The sequence below is a fragment of the Rhodococcus sp. IEGM 1302 genome (genome assembly GCF_030056935.1).
GTDB classification, from domain to species: Bacteria; Actinomycetota; Actinomycetes; order Mycobacteriales; family Mycobacteriaceae; genus Rhodococcus_F; species Rhodococcus_F qingshengii.
Genome location: NZ_JASHKY010000004.1, coordinates 138,833 through 163,165, shown reverse-complemented (window position 1 = coordinate 163,165; position 24,333 = coordinate 138,833). Strand labels below are relative to the sequence as shown.

At 62.5% G+C, this 24,333-nt stretch carries 21 protein-coding genes and 1 riboswitch; of the genes, 10 read left to right on the top strand and 11 right to left on the bottom strand.

The annotated features are described in order from the left end of the window. Positions 1–48 precede the first annotated feature (48 nt). Positions 49–1,353, top strand: coding sequence for an HNH endonuclease signature motif containing protein (locus QM609_RS09880; protein WP_076948586.1), 1,305 nt, complete (start codon positions 49–51; stop codon positions 1,351–1,353). Positions 1,354–1,438: 85 nt separating this feature from the next. Here QM609_RS09880 and QM609_RS09875 read toward each other — a convergent pair whose 3' ends face one another. Together QM609_RS09875 and QM609_RS09870 are read right to left on the bottom strand one after the other, a co-directional pair. After that, positions 1,439–3,577, bottom strand: coding sequence for an ArnT family glycosyltransferase (locus tag QM609_RS09875; RefSeq protein ID WP_054188099.1), 2,139 nt, complete (start codon positions 3,575–3,577; stop codon positions 1,439–1,441). Continuing rightward, a complete protein-coding gene (locus QM609_RS09870; protein WP_007734387.1) occupies positions 3,574–4,815 on the bottom strand; it encodes a bifunctional glycosyltransferase family 2/GtrA family protein in 1,242 nt (413 codons plus the stop codon). Before QM609_RS09870 ends, QM609_RS09875 begins: the two co-directional genes overlap by 4 nt. Positions 4,816–4,902: 87 nt before the next feature. Between QM609_RS09870 and QM609_RS09865 the strand changes: the two genes are divergently transcribed. The 3 genes from QM609_RS09865 to QM609_RS09855 all read left to right on the top strand — a co-directional run bounded on the left by QM609_RS09865 (position 4,903) and on the right by QM609_RS09855 (position 7,258). Further along, the gene (locus tag QM609_RS09865) at positions 4,903–5,331 is read left to right on the top strand and encodes an HIT family protein (protein WP_054188098.1); all 429 of its coding nucleotides are present in this window, start codon (positions 4,903–4,905) and stop codon (positions 5,329–5,331) included. 238 nt (positions 5,332–5,569) lie between these two features. Beyond that, a complete protein-coding gene (locus tag QM609_RS09860) occupies positions 5,570–6,205 on the top strand; it encodes a ScbR family autoregulator-binding transcription factor (protein WP_007734383.1) in 636 nt (211 codons plus the stop codon). 156 nt (positions 6,206–6,361) lie between these two features. Next, the gene (locus QM609_RS09855) at positions 6,362–7,258 is read left to right on the top strand and encodes a serine hydrolase (RefSeq protein WP_054188096.1); all 897 of its coding nucleotides are present in this window, start codon (positions 6,362–6,364) and stop codon (positions 7,256–7,258) included. A gap of 71 nt (positions 7,259–7,329) precedes the next feature. Here the strand turns inward: QM609_RS09855 and QM609_RS09850 are convergent, their stop codons facing one another. The 7 genes from QM609_RS09850 to QM609_RS09820 all read right to left on the bottom strand — a co-directional run bounded on the left by QM609_RS09850 (position 7,330) and on the right by QM609_RS09820 (position 15,494). After that, positions 7,330–8,949, bottom strand: coding sequence for a PucR family transcriptional regulator (locus QM609_RS09850; RefSeq protein WP_058039306.1), 1,620 nt, complete (start codon positions 8,947–8,949; stop codon positions 7,330–7,332). A 47-nt stretch (positions 8,950–8,996) separates the two neighbouring features. After that, the gene (gene menC / locus QM609_RS09845) at positions 8,997–10,112 is read right to left on the bottom strand and encodes an o-succinylbenzoate synthase (RefSeq protein ID WP_058227615.1); all 1,116 of its coding nucleotides are present in this window, start codon (positions 10,110–10,112) and stop codon (positions 8,997–8,999) included. Further along, positions 10,109–10,981: a GNAT family N-acetyltransferase gene (locus QM609_RS09840; protein ID WP_063836232.1), complete on the bottom strand. Its 873-nt coding sequence runs from the start codon at positions 10,979–10,981 to the stop codon at positions 10,109–10,111. The genes menC and QM609_RS09840 overlap by 4 nt, the downstream gene beginning before the upstream one ends. A gap of 68 nt (positions 10,982–11,049) precedes the next feature. Then, positions 11,050–12,144, bottom strand: a complete 1,095-nt coding sequence (locus QM609_RS09835) for a M20 family metallopeptidase (protein ID WP_051649497.1) — start codon at positions 12,142–12,144, stop codon at positions 11,050–11,052. A 143-nt stretch (positions 12,145–12,287) separates the two neighbouring features. Further along, complete coding sequence (locus tag QM609_RS09830) at positions 12,288–13,145, bottom strand: tryptophan 2,3-dioxygenase (protein WP_019747028.1); 858 nt, start codon at positions 13,143–13,145, stop codon at positions 12,288–12,290. A 14-nt stretch (positions 13,146–13,159) separates the two neighbouring features. Continuing rightward, a complete protein-coding gene (locus tag QM609_RS09825; RefSeq protein WP_037132270.1) occupies positions 13,160–14,440 on the bottom strand; it encodes an MFS transporter in 1,281 nt (426 codons plus the stop codon). A 208-nt stretch (positions 14,441–14,648) separates the two neighbouring features. Next, positions 14,649–15,494, bottom strand: coding sequence for a M55 family metallopeptidase (locus QM609_RS09820; protein ID WP_054188092.1), 846 nt, complete (start codon positions 15,492–15,494; stop codon positions 14,649–14,651). Between the two features lie 203 nt (positions 15,495–15,697). Here QM609_RS09820 and QM609_RS09815 point away from each other — a divergent pair, with 203 nt between their 5' ends. Further along, the gene (locus tag QM609_RS09815; RefSeq protein ID WP_054188091.1) at positions 15,698–17,173 is read left to right on the top strand and encodes an amidohydrolase family protein; all 1,476 of its coding nucleotides are present in this window, start codon (positions 15,698–15,700) and stop codon (positions 17,171–17,173) included. A gap of 86 nt (positions 17,174–17,259) precedes the next feature. Then, on the top strand, positions 17,260–18,531 hold the full coding sequence (locus tag QM609_RS09810; protein WP_228232448.1) for an alanine racemase: 1,272 nt from the start codon (positions 17,260–17,262) through the stop codon (positions 18,529–18,531). 25 nt (positions 18,532–18,556) lie between these two features. Here QM609_RS09810 and QM609_RS09805 read toward each other — a convergent pair whose 3' ends face one another. Both QM609_RS09805 and QM609_RS09800 read right to left on the bottom strand, forming a co-directional pair. Then, positions 18,557–20,008: a sensor histidine kinase gene (locus QM609_RS09805; protein ID WP_003945873.1), complete on the bottom strand. Its 1,452-nt coding sequence runs from the start codon at positions 20,006–20,008 to the stop codon at positions 18,557–18,559. Then, complete coding sequence (locus QM609_RS09800; RefSeq protein ID WP_007734368.1) at positions 20,005–20,721, bottom strand: response regulator transcription factor; 717 nt, start codon at positions 20,719–20,721, stop codon at positions 20,005–20,007. Before QM609_RS09800 ends, QM609_RS09805 begins: the two co-directional genes overlap by 4 nt. Before the next feature lie 164 nt (positions 20,722–20,885). Between QM609_RS09800 and QM609_RS09795 the strand changes: the two genes are divergently transcribed. The 4 genes from QM609_RS09795 to QM609_RS09780 all read left to right on the top strand — a co-directional run bounded on the left by QM609_RS09795 (position 20,886) and on the right by QM609_RS09780 (position 23,945). Then, a complete protein-coding gene (locus QM609_RS09795) occupies positions 20,886–21,386 on the top strand; it encodes a hypothetical protein (RefSeq protein ID WP_054188090.1) in 501 nt (166 codons plus the stop codon). Then, entirely contained in the window at positions 21,373–22,644 is a 1,272-nt protein-coding gene (locus QM609_RS09790) for a hypothetical protein (protein ID WP_054188089.1), read from the top strand. The genes QM609_RS09795 and QM609_RS09790 overlap by 14 nt, the downstream gene beginning before the upstream one ends. A gap of 43 nt (positions 22,645–22,687) precedes the next feature. Continuing rightward, a riboswitch (guanidine-III (ykkC-III) riboswitch) is annotated at positions 22,688–22,753 on the top strand. 14 nt (positions 22,754–22,767) lie between these two features. After that, on the top strand, positions 22,768–23,082 hold the full coding sequence (locus QM609_RS09785; protein WP_007734365.1) for a DMT family transporter: 315 nt from the start codon (positions 22,768–22,770) through the stop codon (positions 23,080–23,082). A gap of 47 nt (positions 23,083–23,129) precedes the next feature. Continuing rightward, positions 23,130–23,945, top strand: a complete 816-nt coding sequence (locus tag QM609_RS09780) for a hypothetical protein (RefSeq protein ID WP_003945831.1) — start codon at positions 23,130–23,132, stop codon at positions 23,943–23,945. Positions 23,946–24,333 lie beyond the last annotated feature (388 nt).

Genomic DNA, 24,333 nt, shown 5'->3' with positions numbered 1-24,333 from the left:
CTCGAACACGTGTTCGAGTATGGTTTGGGGAGGGGATCGGGGGATTCAATGAGCGTCTTGTTGTCGGATGTGGTGTCTGGTTCTGCGGTGGGGTTACGCGGACGCCTGTGGCAGTTGACTGCTGCCGAGTTGCGTGCTGCTGCTGTCGAAGCGAGTGCGGAGATTCTGCGTCTCGAGGCTGTGCGGGTGGCGGTGGTGGACGAGTTGTCGTTGCGCCCGGATGATCAGGTGATTGCCAGTCGCGGGGTGGGTGCGTGGTTGGCGGCTAACACGATGCTGCAGGTTCGGGACGGGAAGAAGATCGCCGCGTTGGGTGCGGCGTTGCGGCCGTTTCCGGCGGTGGCTGCTCGGTTCGATGGCGGGGATTGCTCGTTCGATCATGCTGTGTTGATCGTGGCGTTCTGTGAGTCACCGCCGAAGGGGATGCCGGAGGAGGCGCTACCGAAGTGCATCGATTTGTTGTTGGCGGCTGCGTCGGGTGTGGAGGCGACGACGACGAAAGTGCGGAACGTGATCGCGACGTTGGAGCGGTTGTTCGAATCGGATGAGATCCCGCCCGCCGAGGATGTCGATCTCAACGAGTTGCGGATCGCGTCGACGTTGAACGGTCGGGTGGTGGTGCGTGGTGATTTCGATGCCCTGACCGGTGAAATGCTGCTGTCGGCGTTGTCGAATCTGACGATGCCCACCCCGGCACCGGATGGAACCCCGGATGCTCGGTCGGCGGCCAAGCGGACGGCCGACGGGTTCACCGAACTGATCCGCCGGTACCTCGACTGCGCCAAAACCGGCACCGACGGTGGTCAGCGCCCGCACGTGAACGTGCACATCAACGCCCGTGATCTCGCTGAGCATCGGGACTGCGCCGCAGCACCCTCCACTGCTGATGACGGAATGGCTGTGTCGGATCTTGATGTCGGGCACATGCCCTGGCTCGGACCGCTGTCGGTGTCGCAGACCAGGCTTCTCGGGTGTGATTGTTTCCTGTCGACCGTTCTGCTCGACGATCATGGGGCACCGCTCGATGCGCAACCAGGAAAACGGTTGGTCACCGCCGAACAGCGAGTGGCGTTGATTGCCCGAGACAGAGGCTGCGCGTTCCCGGGCTGCACATGCGTGCCCGCGTGGACTGATGCGCACCATATCCGGCACTGGGCGAACGGTGGCCCGACGGTGATGAACAACCTGGTGCTGCTGTGCCGTTCACATCATCGGTTGATGCACCGAAAAGCCGGGTTCGTCGGGAAATGGGTGATCCGAATCGGTGTCGACAACAAACCGTGGTTCATCCCGCCACCCTCGATCGACCCGCAGCAGCACCCACGGCCGGCGAACACCACCTTCAAAACCTGAGGACGAACCTCAGGCATACAACTTCACGCCAGGTCCGCATCGGAGGAAGCACCTCCGATGCGGACCTGGCGTGCGTTCCTGTTGGTCAGCCTGCAACCGTCAAGTCGTAGAGGGTTACTCCGTCCACCGTTGTGGCGGTGAAGTTTTCGGTCACCCACGTCGAGATAGCGGTAGCGGTGCCTTCGGCGTTCATACCGCCACCCATCCCACCGCCGGCGATGAAGAAGTGAATCTTGCCCTCTGCCACGTACTGCTGGAACTGCGCGAGCGTCGGCGACGGATCGCTCCCGTTGAACCCTCCGATAGCCATGACCGGTGACTGCGTCGCAAGCTGATAACCCGATGCGCTGTTGGACCCGATTGCCGCGGCTACCCACGTGAACTGGTCGGAGTTCTCTTCGAGAGTGGACACAACAGCGGCTCCCGGCGTGCTGCCCTGCAGTAGACCACCGGCACCGCCTCCCATTGCGCCCCGCGTTCCGTCGGTGGTCGGCGTGGTACCGCCCGGAACTGTTGCACCACCGGGCATCTGACCCATTCCTACAGGGGGCGTGCCCGGCATTCCGGTCCCAGCCCCGTCAGTCCGACGGTTACCGCCATCAGCCGTGCCACCGAATCCACCGAAGCCTCCGCCGGGCCCGCCCATTCCACCTTCGACGCTCGGTCCGGCCGAAACTATGGAACCGGTATGCGGAGTGTTGATCGTGTCGATCGCGTATGCAGTCGGACCTGCCAGACCGGTGAAGATCGCTGCGAGAATCACTGCCACAGCCAATCGACCTCGCGTCACTGCCGGAATCAGCACTGCCACGGCACTGACGATGCCGACCACCAGAATGGTCCAGCGAAGCCACGGTACGAACGAAGGCGAGCGTCCGAGCAGTACCCACGCCATCGCGACGGTTGCGGCCAAGGACACCGCCAGAATGATGCGAACCCAGAGGACGTCACGATGACGCCACGCCACTACCGATCCTGAACCGATCAGCGCGGCGATCGCCGGCGCCAGCGCAACGGTGTAGTAGGCGTGGAAGATTCCCGCCATGAAACTGAAGGTCAGTCCGGTCACCAACAGCCAGAGCCCCCAGGCGATGAATGACGCACGCTGCGTGTCAGCGCGGGGTGCCTTGCCTCGCAGCACGATTCCAGCCACCAGAAGTATCAGTGCAGCAGGAATCAACCAGGCGATCTGTCCGCCCTGGGCCGATTCGAACAGTCGGGTAATGCCGGTACTCCCCCACATACCACCGCCGGCCCCACCACCTGGTGCCATACCTCCCCCGGCCATACCACCTGCGGCCTCGCCCATGCCGGGGAAACCGCCCGCAGCAGCGCCGGCCGCAGCATCACCAGCACCGCGCATTCCGCCGCCGCCGACGCTTCCGGTCTCGTTGCCGCTCAAGCGCCCGAGCCCGTTGTAGCCGAGCGTCAGTTCGAGAATCGAATTGTTCTGTGAACCACCGATCCACGGACGCGAGTCGGCCGGCCACAGTTCGACGATTGCCAACCACCATCCGGCGGAGACGATCAGTCCGCCCAGTGCCGCGAACAGTTGGAGTACGCGCTTACCCAGTTTCGGCGGTCCGGCGATCAGATAGGTGAGCGCCAGCGGTGGAACCACCAACATGACCTGTAATTGCTTTGTCAGAAAACCGAATCCGCAGAAGATACCGACCAACACGAGCCAGCGGGTGCGGCCGTCCTGCACGGCGCGCATCATCGCCCACACTGCTGCGATCATCAGGAGCACCAGCAGAGCATCCGGGTTGTTGAACCGGAACATCAGCGCCGCTACGGGTGTGAGCGCAAGTACCAGGCCTGCGAGGAGGCCGGCGGCCGCACCGAAATACCGTCGAACCGTTCCCCACAACAGTGCAACCGATCCGACCCCGAGGAGTGCCTGCGGCACCAACATCGCCCAGGAATTGAGTCCGAAGATGCGAACCGACAGCGACATCAACCACAGGGACATGGGCGGCTTGTCGACGGTGATCGAGTTTGCAGCGTCCGAGGAGCCGAAGAAGAAAGCCTTCCAAGACACCGAACCTGCCTGTACCGCAGCAGCATAGAACGAGTTGGCCCATCCGGACGCGCCCAGGCCCCAGATGTAGGCGACTCCGGTGCCCACCAACAACACTCCCAGTGCCCACGGTTCCCAGCGCACCTGACGTTGCGGTTCCGGCGCCGGCAGCGGCGCGGCGAGTGTCTCTGCAGTGGCGGTCATCGATTGGCTCCTACGGATTGTGCGGTGCGAAACACCCAGCGCAGTGCGATGAATCGACTGACTGTGGCAACAAGATTGGCGATGACGAGTACGGCAAGCTCCACGTGCTTGGAAGCATCGGGCGCCATGACGTCGAGCACGAACAACGATCCGCTGGTGAGCAGTAGACCGAACCCGAACACGAGCAGGCCCTGCATCTGGTGACGAGCGGATCCTTCCGACCCTCGGATCCCGAAGGTGAAGGCCCGGTTGGCGGCGGTGTTGAATACCGCGGTCACCAGCAATGCGACGGCGTTGGCCCACTGCGCACCCATGATCGAGTGCAGAGCGAGGTAGAGCAGCGCGTACGCGAGCGTCGAAATGACTCCCACCACGGCAAAGCGTGAGAGCTGCCCGACCATTCCTCGTGGAACTCCGGGAACCAACGGTTCACGTCCGAAACTAGCCCTGAGCTCGGCCAATGGAAGGGAACCAGTAGACAGTGCTCGCCCGACACGGACCACACCTTTGAGGTCGGCAACTGCCGTGGCAATGATGTCCACCCGGCTGTCCGGGTCGTCCACCCAGTCGACAGGGACCTCGTGAATCCGCATGCCCGCTCGCTCGGCCAGCACCAGCAATTCGGTATCGAAGAACCACCCGGTGTCCTCCACCAGCGGAAGTAGTTGCCGTGCAACATCGACGCGCATGGCTTTGAATCCGCACTGGGCGTCGGAGAAGCGAGCATGCAGTGCGCTTCGGAGGATGAGGTTGTAGCTACGTGAGATGAACTCACGCTTGGGGCCGCGCACCACGCGGGACGATCGTGCCAGCCGGGAACCGATGGCGATGTCCGAGTGTCCGGAGAGCAACGGAGCAATCAACGGCATCAGGGCGTTGAGGTCGGTCGAGAGGTCGACGTCCATGTACGCGACCACGTCGGCATCGGAGTCGCTCCATACCTGCCGCAGTGCTCGACCACGACCCTTCGCATCCAGGTGGACGACCCGGACGTCGTCGAATTCTTCGGCGAGGGAACGGGCGAGTGCCAACGTGCCGTCGACACTGGCGTTGTCCGCGATGGTAATTCGTGCAGAGAATGGCACCTGCGTGCGTAAATGCCGGCGCAGGCGCCGCACGCACGTCTCGAGGCCTGCCTCTTCGTTGTATACCGGGACGACCACGTCCAGCACTACAGTCGTCGCGGAGACCTCCTCTGCGTCCGTGCTGCCCGCGGTCTGCATGGCTTCTGTCGTCATGCGTCCTAGATTTATCGGGCCGGCTCCGACGAACCTGCGTCCAGCCTGGGAGTTTCCTGGCAACCGGACGCGGGCTAATCTCGGGATATGCCTTCAGTCTTCAGTGCCATCATCAACGGGGATCTACCAGGACGTTTCGTGTGGGAGGACGAGGACGTCGTCGCGTTCTTGACCATCGCGCCGGTAACGCAGGGCCACGTGCTTGTGGTTCCGCGAGCCGAGGTCGATCAGTGGCAGGACGTGGATCCTGAACTCTTTGCCAAGGTCACCGCTGTTGCCCGCAACCTCGGCCAAGCCGTGCGTAAGGCGTTCGACGCGCCTCGGTCGGGTCTCCTCATCGCAGGTCTGGAAGTTCCGCATCTTCACGTTCATGTTTTCCCCGCATACGACATGGGGAACTTCGACATCAGTGGCGCCGACACCTCGCCGTCACCCGAATCTCTCGACGAGGCACAGTCCAAACTCAAGTCGGCGCTACGCGACCTCGGCTTCGAGGCAACTGTCTCGACTCGTTGATCGCATACCTTCGACCGAATTTCGCTGGCCGATAACTGGACTCCCCGCCGCAGCCTCCAACGGAGGTTGCGGCGGTCGCATTTGTCGCTCCTACCGACCGTGACCTGCGATTGCACACCGAACAGTCCGTTTCGCGCTGTCGCGCGAGCACGAGATTCGCTGCTACCGTGGGTCGCTGGTCCGGGACCTAGGGCCCTAAAACTGGTTCACGTGTTAACAGTCGGAGGACAAGGGAGCAATGCAGGAACGTGCCAAGATCAGTCGCCGACAGATTCTTCAAGGTGCTGCTGATCGGTTCGAAGTCACGGGGTACGGCAGCACGAGCATGAATGACATCGTGTCCGCGGCGCAGATGACCAAGGGCGCGGTCTATTTTCACTTCTCGTCCAAAGACGAACTGGCTCAGGCGGTGATCGAAGAACAGCACCAGATCTCGATCAGTGCCTTCACCGCAGTTGCAGCCACAGGCGCACCGGCACTGGAACAGCTCGTTATGGTGTGCCATGAGATGGGCCGCCAACTCGTCGCAGAACCTATTGTTCGTGCGGGAATCCGACTTACCCTCGAGTTGGCCTCTGCCGACGGTTCGCAAGGCCCGTACGTCGCGTGGATCCGCGAGCTTCGAAAACTGGCCGAGGCCGCGAAGCTCGAAGGCGACATCCGCGACGATGTGGAGCCGGAATCGGTGGGTCGCGTGGTGATCTCGGCATTCACCGGCGTTCAACTGGTTTCGAACGTGCTCACCAGACGAAGCGATTTGAACGACCGTATCGACGAATTGTTCACCCTCCTGTTGGCAGGCGTGGTCTCCGACAAGCGACGCAGCGCCGTCGCCGAACTGGTCGGATGTCGCCTCGAAACTTATGCGTCCTGATCCGGAGAACACCCCGACGCCCGGATGATTCGGCGCATCAGCACCGAACCGTGCGCCAACCTTCGTCGATTCGTACAAGACCCCCCGTCGTCGACTCACTATCGTCAGATCCACGAATAACCCAGATACATGGATACCGACGAAAGGGCTTCTCGAATGACCGAAACCGCCACGTACGTTGAGAGCGCACAGCAGGAGATCGCTGCTGTACTCGCCGAAGCGAAGACCGATGCCTACGTCCACGCACGCGACATCGATTCCGGCGAAGAGTTCGGCTACGGCGCGGACGAAGGTGTCATCCTCGCCTCCGTTTTCAAGATTCCTGTTGTGCTTCAGTACGCCCGTGAAGTAGCGGCAGGCACCCTTGATCCGACCGAGCACGCCACGGTGACCTCCGAGTTCCGCTCCGGCGGCATCGGTATCGGCGGCTGCGCCGACGACGTGACTGCAAGCTGGCGAGACCTCGCCCTGCTCATGATGAGCTTCAGCGACAACGCCGCCACGGATTTCTTGTACGAACGTCTCGGACTCGACAACATCGTCGCAACGCTGCGCGGGCTCGGTTTGGAGAAGACCAACTTGGTCCGTGACTGCCGAGGCCTCTTCAAGACGGTCTACGACGACCTCGGCGTCGACAAGGGCACCTTGCTGGAAATGCCCCCCATCGAAATTCTTCGGACAATTTCCGTCATGGATCCCGCCCGCTCCAATTCCAGTACTCCTCGTGAGATCACAATGTTGCTGGCTGCAATCTGGAGGGACGAAGCCGGCCCCGCATCGGCTTGTGAAGAGGTCCGAACCATCATGAGCAAGCAGGTCTGGCCGCACCGCCTTTCGTCCGGTTTCCCCGACGAGGTCACTGTCGCCGCCAAGACCGGAACGCTGGGACTGGTACGAAACGAAGCCGGCGTCGTGGCGTACCCGGACGGCAAGCGTTACGCCGTCGGTGTCTTCACCAAGTCCCACGAGCTCACCCACCGCGCCCCGAAGATCGACGCCTCCATCGGAACCGTCGGCCGCATCGCTGTCGAAGCACTTCGCAACAACAGCTGATCCGAACCCACTGACAAAGAATGCGGGTCGCGCTGAGAAATCAGTGCGACCCGCATTTTTCGGCTTTCGAGCTAGCGTGGACCGCGCAGACGAAGATGCACCATCAACCGGAAGCGGACGTTGGGGTCGTCGAGATCCAACGCGGCCATACCCTTCAACTTGCTGAGACGATACCGAAAGGTGTTGGGGTGCACGTGCAATGACGCCGCGGCGTCACCGACATCACCGAACGCGTTGAGCCACGCATCGAGAGTGTCCACGAACGAGGTCGCATGAGCGGCGTCGTGGCTGGCGATCGCCTCGATCGGTCCGAGGTCCGAGAACCCTTCGGCTGCAGCTTCCGACGCGATCTCCAACAGGATGGCATCGACGTGGACGCTACTGAAGGTGGCGACGCTGCCCGACGCTCGTCCCGCCAACAACACTTCGAGGGCATGTTCGGCGTCGCGCTTCGATCGGCTCAGCTGCGCCGGTCTGGTCACGACCCGGCCGATCCCGATGATCGTGTCGCCGGACGCTCCGGTGCGGTCCAGGAAGTCCGAGGCCACACGGAACGCCTGCAACTCGGCTTCGGCCGGGGAATGCCCTCGCACAGACAGCACCGCGTAGCCGGTTCCGTTGACCAAGGCTGCCGCCGACTGCGAGTGGACGGCGCCGAGGTGCATGGCCAGAGCGTCGGTCAGTCGCACCACGTGGGCGGCATCGTCCGGCTTCGACGATCCTTCGAAAGACCTACGACCCAAAGCCATCACGAGTGCGGGACCGGTCCCGAGACCGAGGCGATTCATCGCGTCGACCGCACCTGACCCACCGTCGAGAAGGGTTGCGATCAGGTCTGCGCGCAGTCGGCGCTCGGCGTCGGCGCCGCCGCGCAACCGCAACATCTGCAGCGCGATCAACCCGGCTGAATCGCGCAGAGCACGCATCCGGTCGTCGGACATCGGCTCACCGGTTGCCACCCACATGGAGCCGAGGAACTCGTCGCCGGCTCTGATGGACACGGCGATACGACCCATTTTGGTACCGAGGGTCTCGGCCGAGACCCACACCGGATCGTCGCTGCGATAGAGCCGGTCGAAGACCCCGGCCTCTTCGAGCACTCGAATGTACTGGTCAGGAACTTGCCGCTCCAGAACGGTCGCGATACGTGGACCGTCTCCTTCTTCCTGGCGGCCGGAGAAGGCGATGACCCGTGAGCTTCGGTCCTCGATCGTGATCGGCGCATCGAGAAGTGCGCTGACAGCGTTGGCGAAGGCGAACAGATCGCCGGCCGGGCCACCTCCGCGTGAGTGGATGTGCCCGACTTCGTTTCGGGCCGAGAGCACCGAATGAAGCAGGCTTGTCAGCTGAACCCACGAGACTCCACGCGCCAAGGCCAACAGCACGACGCCCGAGGCGATGACGGATTCGCGGTCCGCATCGCTGACCTCGGCGGTCACTCGCGCGACCACCACGCGTACTCCGCGCTCGGCCAGGCCGGCCACGGACTCCGCGATACGTTCGCCTCCGGTGACGCCGACGAGCAGCACCATGGAGTCCGGTGTCGAGGGTGAGTCGTCGTCGGGGTCGTGAATGACCACCGAGGCGATCTCCTGGACCGCCTCCGGGTCGCCGACAACCGGATTCAGCACCGTAGTTCCCACGTCTTCGAGAAGCCGCACCAAACTGATGCGAGGTCGTACGGTGCCCACGTCTATCACTCCTTCGTCCGGTGAACGAAGTGTGTCATAGTGATTCGTCAAAGCCGATCCATGCCGATCCATTCGACCGACGTGGTAATTGCTTCGAGCAGGTCGGGGATCGGTTCGACGCCGATACCCGGTCCTTCCGGAACCTTCACGTAACCGTTGTCGAGTACGAACGGCTCGGTGATGTCTTCGGCGAAGTACCGGTCGGAAGCCGATGTATCGCCTGGTAGGACAAATCCGGGGAGCGCGGCAAGCGCGACGTTGGCGGCCCTGCCGATTCCGGTCTCGAGCATTCCGCCGCACCACACGGCAATTCCGTTGGCCTTGCAGACGTCGTGGATACGACGCGATTCCAGATAACCGCCCACACGTCCCGGTTTGATGTTCACCACGCTGCACGCACCGATTGCCAGCGCGTCGGCGGTGACCTTCGCGGAGGTGATCGACTCGTCGAGGCAGACCGGCGTCCGCATCATCTCGGCCAGCCTGGCGTGGCCGCGCAGTTCCTCTTCGGGAAGCGGCTGCTCGATCAGCAGGAGGTCGAAGTCGTCGAGCCGCTGGAGATGGCGGGCGTCAGCCAGGGTGTACGCGGTGTTCGCGTCGACCTGGAGGAGTACGTCGTCGCCGAACCTCTCGCGGACTGCGCGAACCGGCTCGATGTCCCAGCCCGGTTCGATCTTCAGTTTGATGCGCAGGTATCCGGCATCGAGGAACCCGCCTACCTCCTCTAGCAGCTCATCGATCGAATTCTTGATACCCACCGAGACACCCGCGGGTACGCGATCGACCACCGCGCCCAGGTACGAAGACATGCTCGTCCCGGCAGCCCGTAACTCGGCGTCGAGAAATGCGGTTTCCAGTGCCGCTTTGGCCATGGGGTGCCCGGCGAACTGTTCCATCGTCGCGCTCAGTGCGTGCACGTCGGGATCGGTGAGTTGACCCAGAGACGGAATCAGGAACTTACGAAGGACTTCGGCGGCGCCGTCCGTGTATTCGGAGCAGTAGCGAGGCTCGGACATCGCCACGCACTCGCCCCAGCCCTCCGACTCCGAGGTGACTACCTTGACGAACAACACGTCCTTGGTGGTCTCGGTGCCGAACGAGGTACGGAACGGCGCTTTCAACGGCATTGCCGCCCGGCGTAATTCAACTCCGTCGATCTTCACGATGTAACCTCCGCTGTTGTCCTGCCTGCCTGTGTTCCCGGCGCACGGTCCAGCACGTACTTTCCGGTTCTGGTAACTGCGAGAACCACTCCGTTCTCGGCGAGCACACCACCGAGAGTCTCGCGGACTGCCAGGCGCCAGTCGTTCGCCGCCGCCGGGTCCGACTTACGCAGTGTGTACACGTCATTCGGTGTAGCCACCGTGACGAATCGATTCTTGGTCGACTTCAACACGGGCAGGCCGGCTTCGGAGACGGACAGCAGTTCGCTCGCCCCCAAGGACTCGGGAGTCGGGACTTCTCCCGAACCGGCGACGACGTCGGAAACCTTGCTGCTACCGATTTCCCAGTCGATCAGCAATCGGTCGCTGTCTGCGCCGCCGTTGAGACTGTCGTTCATCGGCGCGTAGAAACGCGGCAGATACTGGATCGGGAGCGCACCGAGTTTCGAGACGTTGAAGTAGGCATTGCGTGCGACGAGCGGGTCGAAAGTCCACCGCACGTGGAGAATTCCCCGTTCCAGTGCCCACGCTCGCTGGAACAGTTTCAACGCGAGGCCGATGTGCCCGTTCTGCACGTTCGGGAGGATCCCCGTGATGTGCGAATGCAAAGAACGATGTTGCGGTTCCTCGAAGAATGCAACCGAGCCGCCGATCAAGTCGCCGCCACGAAACGCGCCGGCGACGTAGTTACCGGAGTGTGCGAGCGCTTTCATCATGTCCCGATGGACGGGAGGGTTACCGCTCTCCGGCTGCCATACCTTCTCGAACAGACCGAATACCTGTTCCAACTCGGCATGCCCGGTGACGGTTTCGATAGTCACACATGCAAGCAGGGCGGCCTGCTCGGCTTGGCTGATTGCTTGCCGCATCCGTGAAGGCGATACACCTCCGAATGGTTGAACGGTCTTGCGTTGGACATTGTTCGGCGACGTCATAGTCACAGTCCTCCCTCCAGGATTCGAGTCACCAGACCGGCCAACAAGGTGGCGCGCGGGATCATCTGATCTATCTCTACGTGTTCTGTCGCTGCGTGGGCGCCACCGCCGACGGCACCGAGGCCGTCCAACGTGGGAGTTCCTACTGCGGCAGTGAAATTTCCGTCCGATGCACCGCCGACGGCGCAGTCGCGCAGCATCCCCAAGCCGCTCTCACTGCTGACCTGGTGAGCGAGAAAGTACAGCTTCTCCGAAGACACTGATTCAAGTGGTCCACGGTTGGGGCCTCCGGACACCGAAATTCGACTTTCGGCCAGCGCCGGTGTCAGTGCACGGATCGAACGGTCGATGCGTTCCTGTTCCTTCGCCGACCACATGCGAACGTCACACCACAGTTGCGCTTGCGCTGCAACAGTATTGGTGGTCGTGCCGCCACTGATCACGGACGGCACCACCGACGTTCCCGCCACCGGGTCCGCGAGCTCCACCACGGCCTGAATCTGGTGTGCGAGCTCCACTACAGCGTTCACACCTCGTTCCGGTTCCAGTCCGGCGTGTGCAGCGCGTCCCTCGATGTCGACGCAGTACAGCGACATACCCTTGCGCGCGGTCTTCACTGCGCCGTCGGCTGCGGCTTCGAGGACCAGCACCGCGTCGACCTGACGTGCTTGCTCCTCGATCAGTGCGCGCGAGGTCGGGGAGCCGATTTCCTCGTCGGAATTGAGGAGCACGACCACCCCGTCGAGCGACGGAAGCGATGCGAGCGCGTGGAAGAGCTGGACGATGCCGGCCTTCATGTCGAAGACTCCGGGTCCGGTGGCGATGTTGTCGGTGACAGACCAGGGCAACTCCGCGAGCGTTCCGAGAGGCCAGACGGTGTCGAAATGGCCCAGGAGCATCACCTTCGGCTCCGCGCCGAACGACCAACGCAAGTGCTGGCGCCCGTCGATGCGGATACGTTCGGGGGTGCTTCCGAGGTGGCGTTCGCCGATTTCGGCCACCACGTCCGCACATGCATCGACTGCGCCGAGATCGGAACTGGGCGACTCGGCGGTTACCAACGCCGCCAGGTCTGCCACCATTGATTTCTTGTCCACTCCGACGCTCTCCTGTCACCGACTTGCAACTTCGCAGTCAAGCTTGGTCGAAGCGACCCTGTCGGATCTTGTCCAAGACTCCTGTCCTTCGTGCTCGGATTCGTCGTGTGTCACGAACAGCTGGGTGTCATCAAGCAGGTGTGTCAGGTACCGATCTCTGTTCGGGCGGCAAACAGCTCGGGAAAGAAGCTCAACTCCAGCGCACGTTGCAGGAAGCCGGCACCACCACTCGAACCGCCGGTCCCCTTCTTCATGCCGATCACCCGCAGCACGGTCCGAAGGTGCCGGAACCGCCACAGCTGAAAGCTCTCCTCGAGGTCGACCAACTCCTCGAACGCCTCGTACGCCGTCCAGTGCTGTTCGACGTTCTCGTAGATTGCTTTGACCAGCGGAATCAGTTCGTCGTTTCGCACGTAGGGCGCGCTGACGTCTCGTTCGAGAGCCGACGCCGGAACGTCGTACCCCTGCCTGGACAGGTACCGCCAGAACTCGTCGTACAGTGTCGGCTCCCCGAGCAGGGTCTCCAACAATCGATGGGCGGACGGATCCGATTCGAACACCTTCAGCATGCCCGCGTTCTTGTTTCCGAGCACGAATTCCACGGCGCGGTACTGGTACGACTGGAACCCCGATGAGTTGCCGAGAACGCCCCTGAACTCCGCATACTCCGCCGGCGTCAGTGTCGCCAGCACCGACCACTGCTCGGTCAAGGTGGCCTGAATGTGTTTGACACGTGCGATCCGCTTGAACGCGACCCGAATGTCGTCGGCAGCGATCGCTGCTCTGGCCGCCCGTATCTCGTGGAGAAACAGCTTGAGCCACAACTCGCTGGTCTGGTGCTGAATGATGAACAAGAGTTCGTCGTGGTGTTCCGGCTCGCTCACCGGGTGCTGCGAATCCAGGAGGGTATCGAGTCCGAGGTAGGCCCCGTAACTCATCTTCTCGGAAAAATCGGTGACGACGTCGTCTTCGATCTTTCGTGTGCCGTCCGTTGCCGACATCTTCGGTCTCCTTGTCAGAATTTCGCCGGGGTCTGCGGAACGATCATGGCCACCAATGCGGCAGCGCTCGTCGCTCCGACCAGGACTCCGAATGCAGCCATGTACGAGAACTGGTCCACCATCCATCCCATCACGAGCGGGGTGATGAAACCGGCGAACTGACCACAACCGTTGATCAAACCCATTCCGGAACCGAGGAATTCGGCCGGAAGTGCCCGCAACGGCATCGCGAAGATCGACATCGAACACAGACCGCTGATGCCTAGAGCCAACGTCTCGTAGAACGTGAACATCGCGACGGTGTCAGCGGTGGTCATCAGGAACAAAAGGACTGCCGACGTGGCCATACACGGAACCAGAAGGATCCTGGCCCGGTCGTGGAAGTACTTGTCCACCAACCGCCCGCCCACAATCGTGGCCAGCGCCGTGACGATGAAGGGAATTGCGGCAAAGATTCCCGTGTCGATCAGCGAGAGTCCCTTGTCGTTGAGCAGATAACTCGGCACCCAGGTCATCAGCCCGTACGCGGACATGTTGGCCAGGCAGAACAGAATCGCGAACTTCCACACCGACGCGGACTTGAACACGGCGGCGCGAGAGTGCTCGCTCGCCAGAGGTTGCAAGGCTGCCTCGGGATCTTCCGAGATTTCCGTGTCCAGCGGTGCGGGCAGCACCAACCACACCACCGTGCCGATCACTGCGCCGACGATCGCCACCAGCCAGAACGCGTCACGCCACCCCACGGCCATGAGGACCGGCGCGATGATCAGCGGTGCGATGCCGGGGCCGAGGTTGTTGGCGCCGAGCATGAAACCCATCGCGGTCGCCCTGGTTTTCGGACGGGTCCGCTCAGCCAAAGCCTTGAACGACGCCGCTGGAAAGAGCCCCTGGCTGATGCCGAACATCGCACGCATGACCATCAGCGAGACGAGACCCCACGCGAACCCTGTCAACGCTGTGAACACCGACCACAGGATCAAAGCAACGATCAACAGTGGCCTGGGTCCGAAGCGGTCGGCCAACATTCCGCCGGGGACCTGCCCGAGCATGTAGAAGATCGCGAATACCGAGACCACGCCACCCAACTGCGTACTGCTGAGCGAGAATTCGTCGCCGATCATCGGAAGCGCAAGCCCGATCATGACGCGATCCACCATGTCGATCAACCAGATGGTACTGAGCAGCCCCACCGTAACGGTGGTCGTACGACGAATCGACCTGTTGTCCATCATATTTCGAACCGGACCGTCGCTCGCCCGCGACGGTCCTTCCACTGTGACGCGTTCCGCCTTCATCAAGCCTCCCGAATTGTCTTGTGCCGCATGGACTGGAACATTGAAAAGACTGATGAAGTGTGACAGCGAACACGTCTACCGCATTGGTCCGTTTCACCAATAGCCGAAGCAACGTTTGGTCGGTCGGAACATGTTCTGCCCCAAGAGATGACAAATGCCGCCGGCGCACACGGCGTCGGCGGCATTTCGCGATGGAGTCGCTACTTCACTACGTGCGATTGGCGACTGCCACGATCGTCGAGACGCCTGCGGCTGCAAGCCGGGCATTGACAGTGATCAGACCGAGAATGTCGTCGACGCTGCCGAGTGTGTGCGAAATCGTACGATCCGAAATCCGTCGCGAGCCGGGAACAGCCTCGGCGAGTTCAGCTCCCGTGGTGGTGGGGTGAACGATCTCGAGGGTCCATTCGTCACGCAGCTCGACCGGCTTCAGTGTGTCGGCCTTACGCACTGCGCGCTCGGCTCCTGCTCGGATCTGCTCGCACGCCAGCGACGGCGGCAGCGAATTGGTTGCCGACCATCCATGTGCCTTCTTGACCTCGACGGTCTCGGTTGTCGGCGAGGCCGCGTCGACCAAGCCGCAGATGATGTCGTCACCCGTCACCAGGCCGACGGGAACGCCCTGGGTGGCAGCGTAGAGGGTGTTGACGTCGGTCTCCGAGACGGACTTGCCGTCGAGGCGGACGTCGGCGAACAAGCTCGAGAACGTGTGCGCCAGGACACCGGGCCCACCGGCGGGTGCGTGATAGCCGACAAACAGCGCGACGTCGTGATCGGACGTCAGTCCCTCCGCCATGCACTGCATCTTCGGTGTTCCGAAGATCAGACGCGCCCGTGGATCCAGGTCGGCGTGAAGCAGATTGTCCATCGTTCCGTGGCTGTCGTTGACCAGGACGCTCGTCGCACCGGCGTCGAACGCACCGGCGATCGCGGCATTGGTCTCGGCGGTCATGAGCATCTGCGCACGGTGGTAGCCGCCACCGCCGCGGATCGTCTGATCGAGCGTCGCGATACCCGCGATACCCTCCATGTCCACCGAAACATAGACGTGCATTCCTGTCCTCCATCGATCTCAATCGGCTGAATTGATAACTTCGCTTTCACCTTCACACTCGAGCGCATCCGTTTCTTGTCCGCTCGAACGGTGAGTCGGCCTCCATTTGGGACGTTCACACCAGAATCCGATACCCGAGCCGTGAAACCATCGGGACATTCGCCGGGCCAGGCGGTTCGACCAACGACAGGAGTGCAGCGCTGATGCAGGTCCACGACATCGTGTTCACCGGCGGCCGTGTCGTCGATCCCGCATCGGGGACCGACGAGGTTCGAGGCATCGCGATCACCGACGGCAAGGTCTCGGCGTGGGGTCGCGACGCGATCGAAGCCCGGCAGACGATCGACGTGACCGGTCAGGTCATCTGCCCCGGATTCATCGACCTGCACAGCCACGGACAGGAAATCGCCGAGCAGCGACTTCAGGCATTGGACGGAGTCACGACGGCCCTCGAACTGGAAGCCGGCGTCATTCCTGTTGCAAAGGCATATGCCCGGGCCGGCACCGAGGGCCGCCCGATCAACTACGGCTACGCGACGTCGTGGGCGCACGCCCGAATGATCGAACTCTCAGGGGCCGATCCCGACGGCGACATCAGAACGCTCCTGCACCATCTCGGTTCCCCGAGCTGGCAGGGCGAGCCCACCGCCTCTCAGCGCGCCCACATTCTCGAACTCCTCGAAAACGATCTGGCCGCAGGCGCTCTCGGCATCGGCGTGGTGGTCGGGTACGCGCCGAAATCCGATCCGGTGGAGTACCTACAGGTGGCGGATCTCGCGGCCCGAGCCGGTGTTCCCACCTATACCCATGCGCGCCCGCTCATCTCGGCCGATCCGTCGAGCCCGGTGGATGGTGCCGTCGAAATCGCCCGTGCAGCAGCTGAAACCGGCGCACACATGCACTACTGCCACGTCAACAGCACCTCGGGAATGCACGTCGACCACGCGCTGTCGGTGGTGGCACAGGTTCAGGCAGCCGGATCGCGCGTCACGACGGAGGCGTATCCGTACGGTTCCGGGTCGACGGCCGTCGGAGCTGCGTTTCTCGATCCCGACAAGCTGCACCTGATGAATCTGACACCACGGTCGCTGACATTCGTACCCACCGGTGAACGTATCGCGGACCGCAAGCAGCTGGAACATCTTCGGGCCACCGACCCCGGTGGGTTGGTGCTGGTGGAGTTCCTCGACGAGAACGACACCGTGCAGCGCGAATTCCTCGAACGGGCGATGACTTTCGATCGCGCCGCCATCGCGAGCGACGCGATGCCACTGACCTGGCCCGGCCGTTCGCCTGCCGACTCATTGCAGTGGCCACTGCCGAAGAAGGCACTCGGCCACCCCCGCGGCGCCGGCACCTACGCACGTGCGATTCGTACGCTGTACCGCGAGCGTCGGCTGCTGTCGCTGTCGGAGATCATCGCGCGCTGCTCGTTGATCCCTGCGCAGATTCTGGAGGAGTCGGTTCCCTCGATGGCGACGAAAGGCCGGATCAGCCCCGGTAGCGACGCGGACATCCTCGTTTTCGACCCCGAGCGAATCACCGACAACGCCACGTACATCGACGGCACCCGCCCCTCCACCGGTATCAGCCGCGTGCTGGTCGGCGGAGTACCCGTCGTCGAAGACGGTGTCGTGGTCCAGGACGCGTTGCCTGGTCGCCCGGTACGCCGCTCGTAGCCGGATCTCATTCTGACCTGCATAGTTCTGACAGAAAGTCACCACACATGAACACATCGTCTGCAATCAACGGCACAATCGATGCCATGACGGATTTCGCGAACCCCCCGATCGGTTGGCAGCACAAGGCCTTCGGCACAGACCTCGAAGGTCGCGACGGTTCCGACCTCGAGCCGCTGGGGATCTCGGCACTCGACGGCAACCTCCTGCTACCCGTGATGACACTCAACCGTGCAGCGATCGCGCACAATGTCGACCTCATGGCGCAGTTCTGCTCCGACCACGATGTGGATCTGGCGCCTCACGCGAAGACCACGATGAGCCCCGAACTGGTTCGACGGCAACTCGACGCCGGGGCTTGGGCGATGACAGCCGCAACCGTTGCGCAGGCACGCATTCTGCGTGAGTTCGGTGTGGACACCATCATCATCGCCAGCCAGGTTCTCGATCCCGCCGGTATTCGGTGGATCTGCGACGCCCAGGCCACCGACCCCGATTTCTTCGTCACCACCCTCGTGGACTCGGTCGAGAGCGTCCGCCTGATGGAACAGTTGATCGCGAAAGTCTCACCGGCCAGCCGTATCCGGGTTCTCGTCGAACTCGGCTACGACAGCGGACGCGCGGGCGCTCGCACTGTCGAGCAAGCACTCGACGTCGCACGCGCAGCATCGCAGGCACCTTCGTTGATACTCACCGGAGTCGAGGGGTTCGAGGGCATGATGCCCGGAGCCTCGGTAGCAGCCCGCCGTATCTCCGTCGATTCGTATCTCAAATCCGCGCGGGTTTTCACGGAAATCTGTGTGGCCGAGAACCTGTTCGAGAACAACTCCGCAAAGGCTCCCCAGCCACTGGTCACTTTCGGCGGCAGTGCGTTTCACGATCTGGTTGTACGCGAGCTGGCCGGCCGATGGGCACTCGACAACGGTGTACGCATCGTGCTGCGCAGCGGTTGCTACATCACTCACGATCACGGTCTCTATGCCGAAACTTCGCCGTGGGCTGACGGTCCGCGAACTCTGCAGGGAGCCGCAGAGGTCTGGGGCGTAGTGCTCTCCATACCTGAACCCGGACGGGTGATCCTGGGCTTCGGCCGCCGCGATGTCGGTTCCGACGCAGGCTTTCCCATAGTCCTGTGGCGCCGACGCGACGGATCCAACCGATCAGCGCGAGAGCTGACGATCACCGCACTCAACGACCAGCACGCGTACGTCGACGTTCCGGATGACTTCGACGTGAAGGTCGGCGATCTGCTCGGTTGCGGAATCTCGCATCCCTGCACCACATTCGACAAGTGGTCACTGATTCCCGAGGTCGATTCGGATTACCGCGTCGTCGGCACGGTGCACACCTACTTCTGAGGGGACCGGTTGCGGCAATCCGGCGTCAGTCGTCCTTCGGGTCACGCGGCAATTCGACGCGGAACGTCGTCCCCTGCCCGAGGGAGGTCTCGACGCTGACGGTTCCGTCGTGCGCTGCAACCAAAGCCGAAACGATGGACAGGCCGAGACCGGCGCCCCCGGTCTCACGGGTGCGAGAGGTGTCGGCGCGGTAGAAACGCTCGAAGATCCGCGCGGCATCCTCGTCACTCAAACCCTGACCGGTATCCGAAACCTCGACCACCGCGGAGTTCTCGGTCGTACCGACACGAACGGTGACCTGCGCATCCGGCGGCGTGTGTTTGATCGCGTTGCCCACCAGATTGGCAACTACCTGACGCAGTCTGGCCTCGTCACCATGCACTTCGGGCAGGCCTGGGCCGCCGGTCATCTGAAGTTCGACAGTTCGATCCGGTGCGATCGCTCGTGCCGCCTGTACCGAATCCGCCGCAACTGCAAGCAGATCCACAGGCTTGTTCTCGAGTGGACGCTGTTCGTCGAGTCTTGCCAGCATGAGCAGATCTTCGACCAGAAGTCCCATCCTCGACGCCTCGCCCTCGATCCGGTTCATCAGCGTTTCCGTATCAGTCATGGCGCCTTGGCGATACAACTCGGCGAACCCACGAATAGTCGTCAAGGGTGTGCGCAACTCGTGGCTCGCGTCGCCGACAAACCTACGCATCTTCTCCTCGGAACGCCGGGCCGATTCCTCCGAAGCCTCGGTCGCGGCAAATGCGTGCTGAATCTGCGCGAGCATTCCGTTGAGCGCCACGGACAGTCGACCGACCTCGGTGCGGTCATCGCGCTCCGGAACACGTCGATGAAGGTCGCCGGCGGCAATGGCAGCGGCAGTTTCCTCCACCTCGACCAGCGGACGGAGGCTCCGACGAACCACGAAATACGCTGCGCCGCCGAGGATCAGCAGGACAACCAGGCCGATGCCGAGTTGCAGGCCGACCAAGTCGTCGACGGTCTGCTCGTTATCCGTCAGTCGCACACCGATAGTCGTGGTCGTGCCGTCGCGGACCGTCGTGAGAACCCGCCAGTTCACGTCCGAACCGTCGCTCGATCCGACGGTGATCGGGCCGTTGGTGGAATCTTTCGACAGGTCGGGTTCGGTCGTCGTCGACTTGTCGTTCAGGATGATCACCCGTCCGTCCGGGGTCACGGTCCGAACGAAGAAGGGGCTGGGTGGGCGGGTGCCCGGGCCGACGTCACTGGGCGGCTGCAGATCTCTGCTGTGCGGCTTTGCCCAACCGTCGACCGCTTCGTACAGCGTTTTGTCGGTTCGCTGGGTCAGTGAATTCTCGAGAGCAGAAGTGACCGCTACACCCGACGCCAACAGACCCAGCGCGGCCAACACCAGCAAGGCCGCAACAAGGGTGAAGCGCAGCGGCAGTGAATGGAGACGGAAACGACCCCGCTTCGGAAGCTGATCGTTTTCCGCGGCGGCGATCATTGCCGCGGTTCACGCATCACGTAGCCGACCCCACGCAATGTGTGAATCAGCGGTGTCTCCCCCGTGTCCACCTTGCGCCGCAGGTAGGAAACGTAGGACTCGACAACTCCGACCTCCCCACCGAAGTCGTAATTCCAGACGTGGTCGAGAATCCGCGGTTTGCTGAGAACCGTCCCGGCGTTGACCATGAAGTATCGGAGCAGTGTGAACTCGGTGGGCGAGAGTGCAACCAACTCGCCCTTCTTCCAGACCTCGCGGGTGTCGTCGTCGAGTTCGATGTCGGCGAACTTCACCCGCGGCGACTGCTCCGGCGCGACCCCGCGACCGGCGCGGCGCAGGATGACCCGCAACCGCGTCACGACTTCTTCGAGGCTGAACGGCTTGGTCACGTAGTCGTCCGCGCCGAGGGTCAGGCCGCTGATCTTGTCGTCGAGCGAATCCTTCGCCGTCAGAAACAGGACGGGCGCGTCCACACCGTCGGCGCGCAGGCGCCGAAGCAGACCGAAGCCGTCCATCCCGGGCATCATGACGTCGAGAACGATCGCGTCGGGACGGAATGTCCGTGCGACGTCCAGGCCTTGGGCGCCGCTCGAAGCAGTTGCCACCTCGAAACCCTGGAATCGGAGGCTCACGGAGAGCAACTCCACGATGGTGGGTTCGTCGTCGACAACGAGGATGCGGGCTTCGGGGGTCTTGTCGGTCACGAGAACCATCTTCTCCCCTGCCACTGGATTCCCGCTGTATGTTCCCTGGGAGCTTCCTGTGAACGGCCGGGTGCATGTGATGGACTGAGTACAGGTGAAAAGCCAGGTGCAGGTGAAAAGCCGGGTGCAGCTGAAAAGCTGGGGTGCAGGCCCACGAACCGGAAGGATGCGGCATGTCACTACCCCCACTGTGGAACATGGAGTGCTTGACCTGGCGTATTCCTCTGTTCACCAACAACTCCGATACCGGCGAGGATCCCGGCTTCGCGCCACCGGAGTCTTGGGCACAGGCCCTCGCAGGTGTTGCCCAAGATCTGCGTTGCCTGCGATTCGGACCTGAAGTTGTTGTCGACCGTTTGATCTGGGAATTTTCGATCAACAGCGACTACAACGTCACGATCGGCTGGCAAGGCACACGTGACATCAGCGGATTCAGCTACTTCAACGCACTGTCGATGGAGACTGCATTCGCGGACGCTGCGGTGTGGGTCGCCGACGCAGTTCAGACAAATTTGGCCGGCTACGACTTCGTTCAGTGGCCGAGTCGAGGACGCCATCTGCTGGTTCCTCGACTTCGAGACAGGGAACCGGTGTGGATGGATCCGCACGGCGATGTGACGATAAGTCGTATCGGCGAGTTGTGCAAGAATTCGACGAATTATGCAGCAACGTAGCCCAGTTCAAATCGCTCAGCTCTACGGTCCTGTGGCGTCCGCGCTGGTCGGCGGTGTGGTGGCCGCGTACGCAGTGGCCGAGTCCCGAGTTGACGACTTCTCCTTCTCCGACGCCGGCGTTATCTCGGTGGTGATCACGCCGCAGTGGGCGGGAGCAACTGCCGCTGTGGTTGCGGCCGTCGGCGTAGCGCTACTGCATCGCTGGGGACGTGGCGGTCTCGCGAGTGTCTTCGCTGTAGTCGGCGCCCTCGCCATCGCGCTACCTGCATTCGTCCCCGTCTCCGCCCAGATTTCGGTGACTCTGAACGCAGTCGGAGCAGGCGCTTTCCTCGCGGCAGCGGCATTTCCGACGAAGGGTCACCGCGGAGCACAAACCGCTCTCGGACTCGGCGTAACCACGACGACCCTGTACTTCGGCGCAGCGGACTTATGGCGCGATCGCGTCCCCAGGTGGTCGCTCACACTTCCGGGCGATTCCTACCCCGTGCCGTCCACGGTTCCCGTCTGGATTCTGCTCGCCGCAACTCTTCTCGTGGGTGGAGTCGCCGCACTCGCACGACCGAATCAGGAGCCGGGCGACATCGACGCACGCCTGGTGAAGCTGGGAGTTGTTCTGCCCCTGGTATTCACGGCTCCCTATGTGTGGTTGGGCTCGACGACATCACCTGGGTCATGGGTGATCGCGGTGGTATCGGCGGTTGCCGTTACCGTCGCACTGGCTTGGCGGTTGCCGCCACACGACGGTCGTTTCGTACTCGTCGGACTGGCAGTCAGCGCGGTTTCGGTCAGCTCGATTTCCTTTCCATCCGACTGGACCTGGGCGATGCCCGCGGGAGCTGCTGCCCTGGCGTTGGGCGTCGTCGTCGGCTGGAGAAGACCGATGCCGCAACTCGGGCTGGGACTCCTTGCCGTGACTGCACTCTCGGGATTGCTGGATGCCGCCCCGACCACGGTTGCCTACGTCCTCATCCTCCCGCTTGCGCTGGGACTGGCCGTCACGTCATGCATGCCTGTTGCCGTCGAAGCAGTCTCGAGCGGGGCGATGCTGCCCGTCGCTTTCACGTTGTTCTCGGTTTCACCGACCTTCTTGGACCCGGGCTCGCGGGAATTCGGGTGGTCTACCGGTGTGCTCGTCGAACACGGACCGGCCGCCGTGAACACGCCGATTCCTCTGACTGTTCTCGCTGCGACGGCGACGATCGTGGTGTCCGTGTCGACCATCCATCTGAAGAGAGTTCGAACGGCGGTGGTGACCTAAATCGCCAGCTGATCGGGTCGGAACGCAGAATTCTGTTGCTATGGTTGGGTGGTCAACGACGACATCCGGACGAGCGCACCGTACCCGGCCAGCGAAAAGACGGTGCCTTGGGAGTTGTTCACCATGGCATGGATCGTGCTCGTCATTTCCGGACTTTTCGAAGCTGTCTGGGCTACCGCACTCGGTAAGTCCGACGGATTCAGCAAGATGTCGCCCACCATCGTCTTCGTCCTCGGCCTGATCGTCAGTATGGCCGGCCTCGCGTATGCAATGCGTACCCTTCCCATCGGGACTTCCTACGCGATCTGGGTCGGCATCGGCGCCGCCCTGACCGTGGGATATGCGATGATCACCGGCGCGGAGTCCACGTCGATCGTCAAGATACTGCTGATCCTGGGCATCGTCGGCTGTGTCGTCGGTCTGAAGGTCCTTCACTGACCGGCGATCCTGGTGAGTGTTTGTGTGTTACCGGTTACAGTTAACGCATGAAACTGCTGGAGATGCTCACGCTTCCCCTACGCGCGGGCATTGCAGCCGCAGAGATCAGTTTGGGAATCGCCGAGCTGACGGTCACGACAGTTCGTATCGCCGTCGGTAATACCGGCGCCGTGACGGCGGGTGCTGCCGGCTTGGCAAGCCCCCGCGGACCCATGCAGATGATCCAGCAGTTGTCATCGCTCACCGCTGACGATCGGCCCATCGGGCAGGCCTTGGCCCCCGGTGGGCCACTCGATCGACTTCTCTCTCCCGGCGGCCCGGTCGACAAACTGACTGCACCCGACGGCACTCTCGAACGACTACTCGCTCCCGGCGGACCACTCGAAAGACTTCTTGCCCCCGGCGGACCGCTGGATAGGGTGCTCGCCGAGAACGGCGCATTGGAACGCTTGCTCGCGCCGGACGGTCTCCTCGACCGAATGATGGCGGAGGACGGTCCGCTGGAACGCCTGACAGCGCAAGACGGTGCCGTCGAACGCCTGACTGCCAAGGACGGTGTCATCGATCGCGCACTGGCCGAGAACGGCATCCTCGAAACACTCCTGGCAGAGAACGGCGCCTTCGAACGGCTCATCGCCGAAGGCGGCCCGCTTGACCAGATCGTTGCACTGTCCGACACCTTGACTTCCCTCGCCCCCAACCTCGAGCGGATGAGCGCGAGCATCGAGGTCCTTCAGGAAACCGTCGGAATCCTCAGCGCTGCAGTCGGTCCACTCGGAGAACTTGCCGGCAAACTTCCCAATCGGTGGCTCAAGAGCAAGAGCGACCGCCCAGGGCCGGACCTTCCGATCGAATCGGCATAACAAACGGTTACTCGCCGATTACGCGGTCAGTTGTTGATCACGATGTTGAGGTTGATGATGATTCCGCCGAAAGTCAGGATCGTGTTGGCCAAGCCAACGGTCATTCCACTGTTCAGAGCCGCGATCAGTCCGTTCATCGTCGTATCCCCTTCACTGTCTACGGGTTACGCGTACAAGATTGTGCGCTGGCGCTGACAATAGGCCAAGTTCGTGACCTGCGCGCCATTGCGGAGAAAACTTGTACCCCGGTCGCAGTTTCCACGTTAACTGTTGCAGGACAACATAATTCCAAGATCGGCGCACTACCCGCTAACGGCCGAATCAAACATCACGATTGGGCATACGCAGACCACTTCACATAACCGTCCGCCCCATCAGACACTTGTCC

What these genes read in the sequence shown, in the direction of transcription:
- QM609_RS09880 (WP_076948586.1), top strand. Translation starts at nt 49, where the DNA reads ATGAGCGTCTTGTTGTCGGATGTGGTGTCTGGTTCTGCGGTGGGGTTA.
- QM609_RS09875 (WP_054188099.1), bottom strand. Translation starts at nt 3,577, where the DNA reads ATGACCGCCACTGCAGAGACACTCGCCGCGCCGCTGCCGGCGCCGGAA.
- QM609_RS09870 (WP_007734387.1), bottom strand. Translation starts at nt 4,815, where the DNA reads ATGACGACAGAAGCCATGCAGACCGCGGGCAGCACGGACGCAGAGGAG.
- QM609_RS09865 (WP_054188098.1), top strand. Translation starts at nt 4,903, where the DNA reads ATGCCTTCAGTCTTCAGTGCCATCATCAACGGGGATCTACCAGGACGT.
- QM609_RS09860 (WP_007734383.1), top strand. Translation starts at nt 5,570, where the DNA reads ATGCAGGAACGTGCCAAGATCAGTCGCCGACAGATTCTTCAAGGTGCT.
- QM609_RS09855 (WP_054188096.1), top strand. Translation starts at nt 6,362, where the DNA reads ATGACCGAAACCGCCACGTACGTTGAGAGCGCACAGCAGGAGATCGCT.
- QM609_RS09840 (WP_063836232.1), bottom strand. Translation starts at nt 10,981, where the DNA reads ATGCGGCAAGCAATCAGCCAAGCCGAGCAGGCCGCCCTGCTTGCATGT.
- QM609_RS09830 (WP_019747028.1), bottom strand. Translation starts at nt 13,145, where the DNA reads ATGTCGGCAACGGACGGCACACGAAAGATCGAAGACGACGTCGTCACC.
- QM609_RS09825 (WP_037132270.1), bottom strand. Translation starts at nt 14,440, where the DNA reads ATGAAGGCGGAACGCGTCACAGTGGAAGGACCGTCGCGGGCGAGCGAC.
- QM609_RS09820 (WP_054188092.1), bottom strand. Translation starts at nt 15,494, where the DNA reads ATGCACGTCTATGTTTCGGTGGACATGGAGGGTATCGCGGGTATCGCG.
- QM609_RS09815 (WP_054188091.1), top strand. Translation starts at nt 15,698, where the DNA reads ATGCAGGTCCACGACATCGTGTTCACCGGCGGCCGTGTCGTCGATCCC.
- QM609_RS09810 (WP_228232448.1), top strand. Translation starts at nt 17,260, where the DNA reads ATGACGGATTTCGCGAACCCCCCGATCGGTTGGCAGCACAAGGCCTTC.
- QM609_RS09805 (WP_003945873.1), bottom strand. Translation starts at nt 20,008, where the DNA reads ATGATCGCCGCCGCGGAAAACGATCAGCTTCCGAAGCGGGGTCGTTTC.
- QM609_RS09800 (WP_007734368.1), bottom strand. Translation starts at nt 20,721, where the DNA reads ATGGTTCTCGTGACCGACAAGACCCCCGAAGCCCGCATCCTCGTTGTC.
- QM609_RS09795 (WP_054188090.1), top strand. Translation starts at nt 20,886, where the DNA reads ATGTCACTACCCCCACTGTGGAACATGGAGTGCTTGACCTGGCGTATT.
- QM609_RS09790 (WP_054188089.1), top strand. Translation starts at nt 21,373, where the DNA reads ATGCAGCAACGTAGCCCAGTTCAAATCGCTCAGCTCTACGGTCCTGTG.
- QM609_RS09785 (WP_007734365.1), top strand. Translation starts at nt 22,768, where the DNA reads ATGGCATGGATCGTGCTCGTCATTTCCGGACTTTTCGAAGCTGTCTGG.
- QM609_RS09780 (WP_003945831.1), top strand. Translation starts at nt 23,130, where the DNA reads ATGAAACTGCTGGAGATGCTCACGCTTCCCCTACGCGCGGGCATTGCA.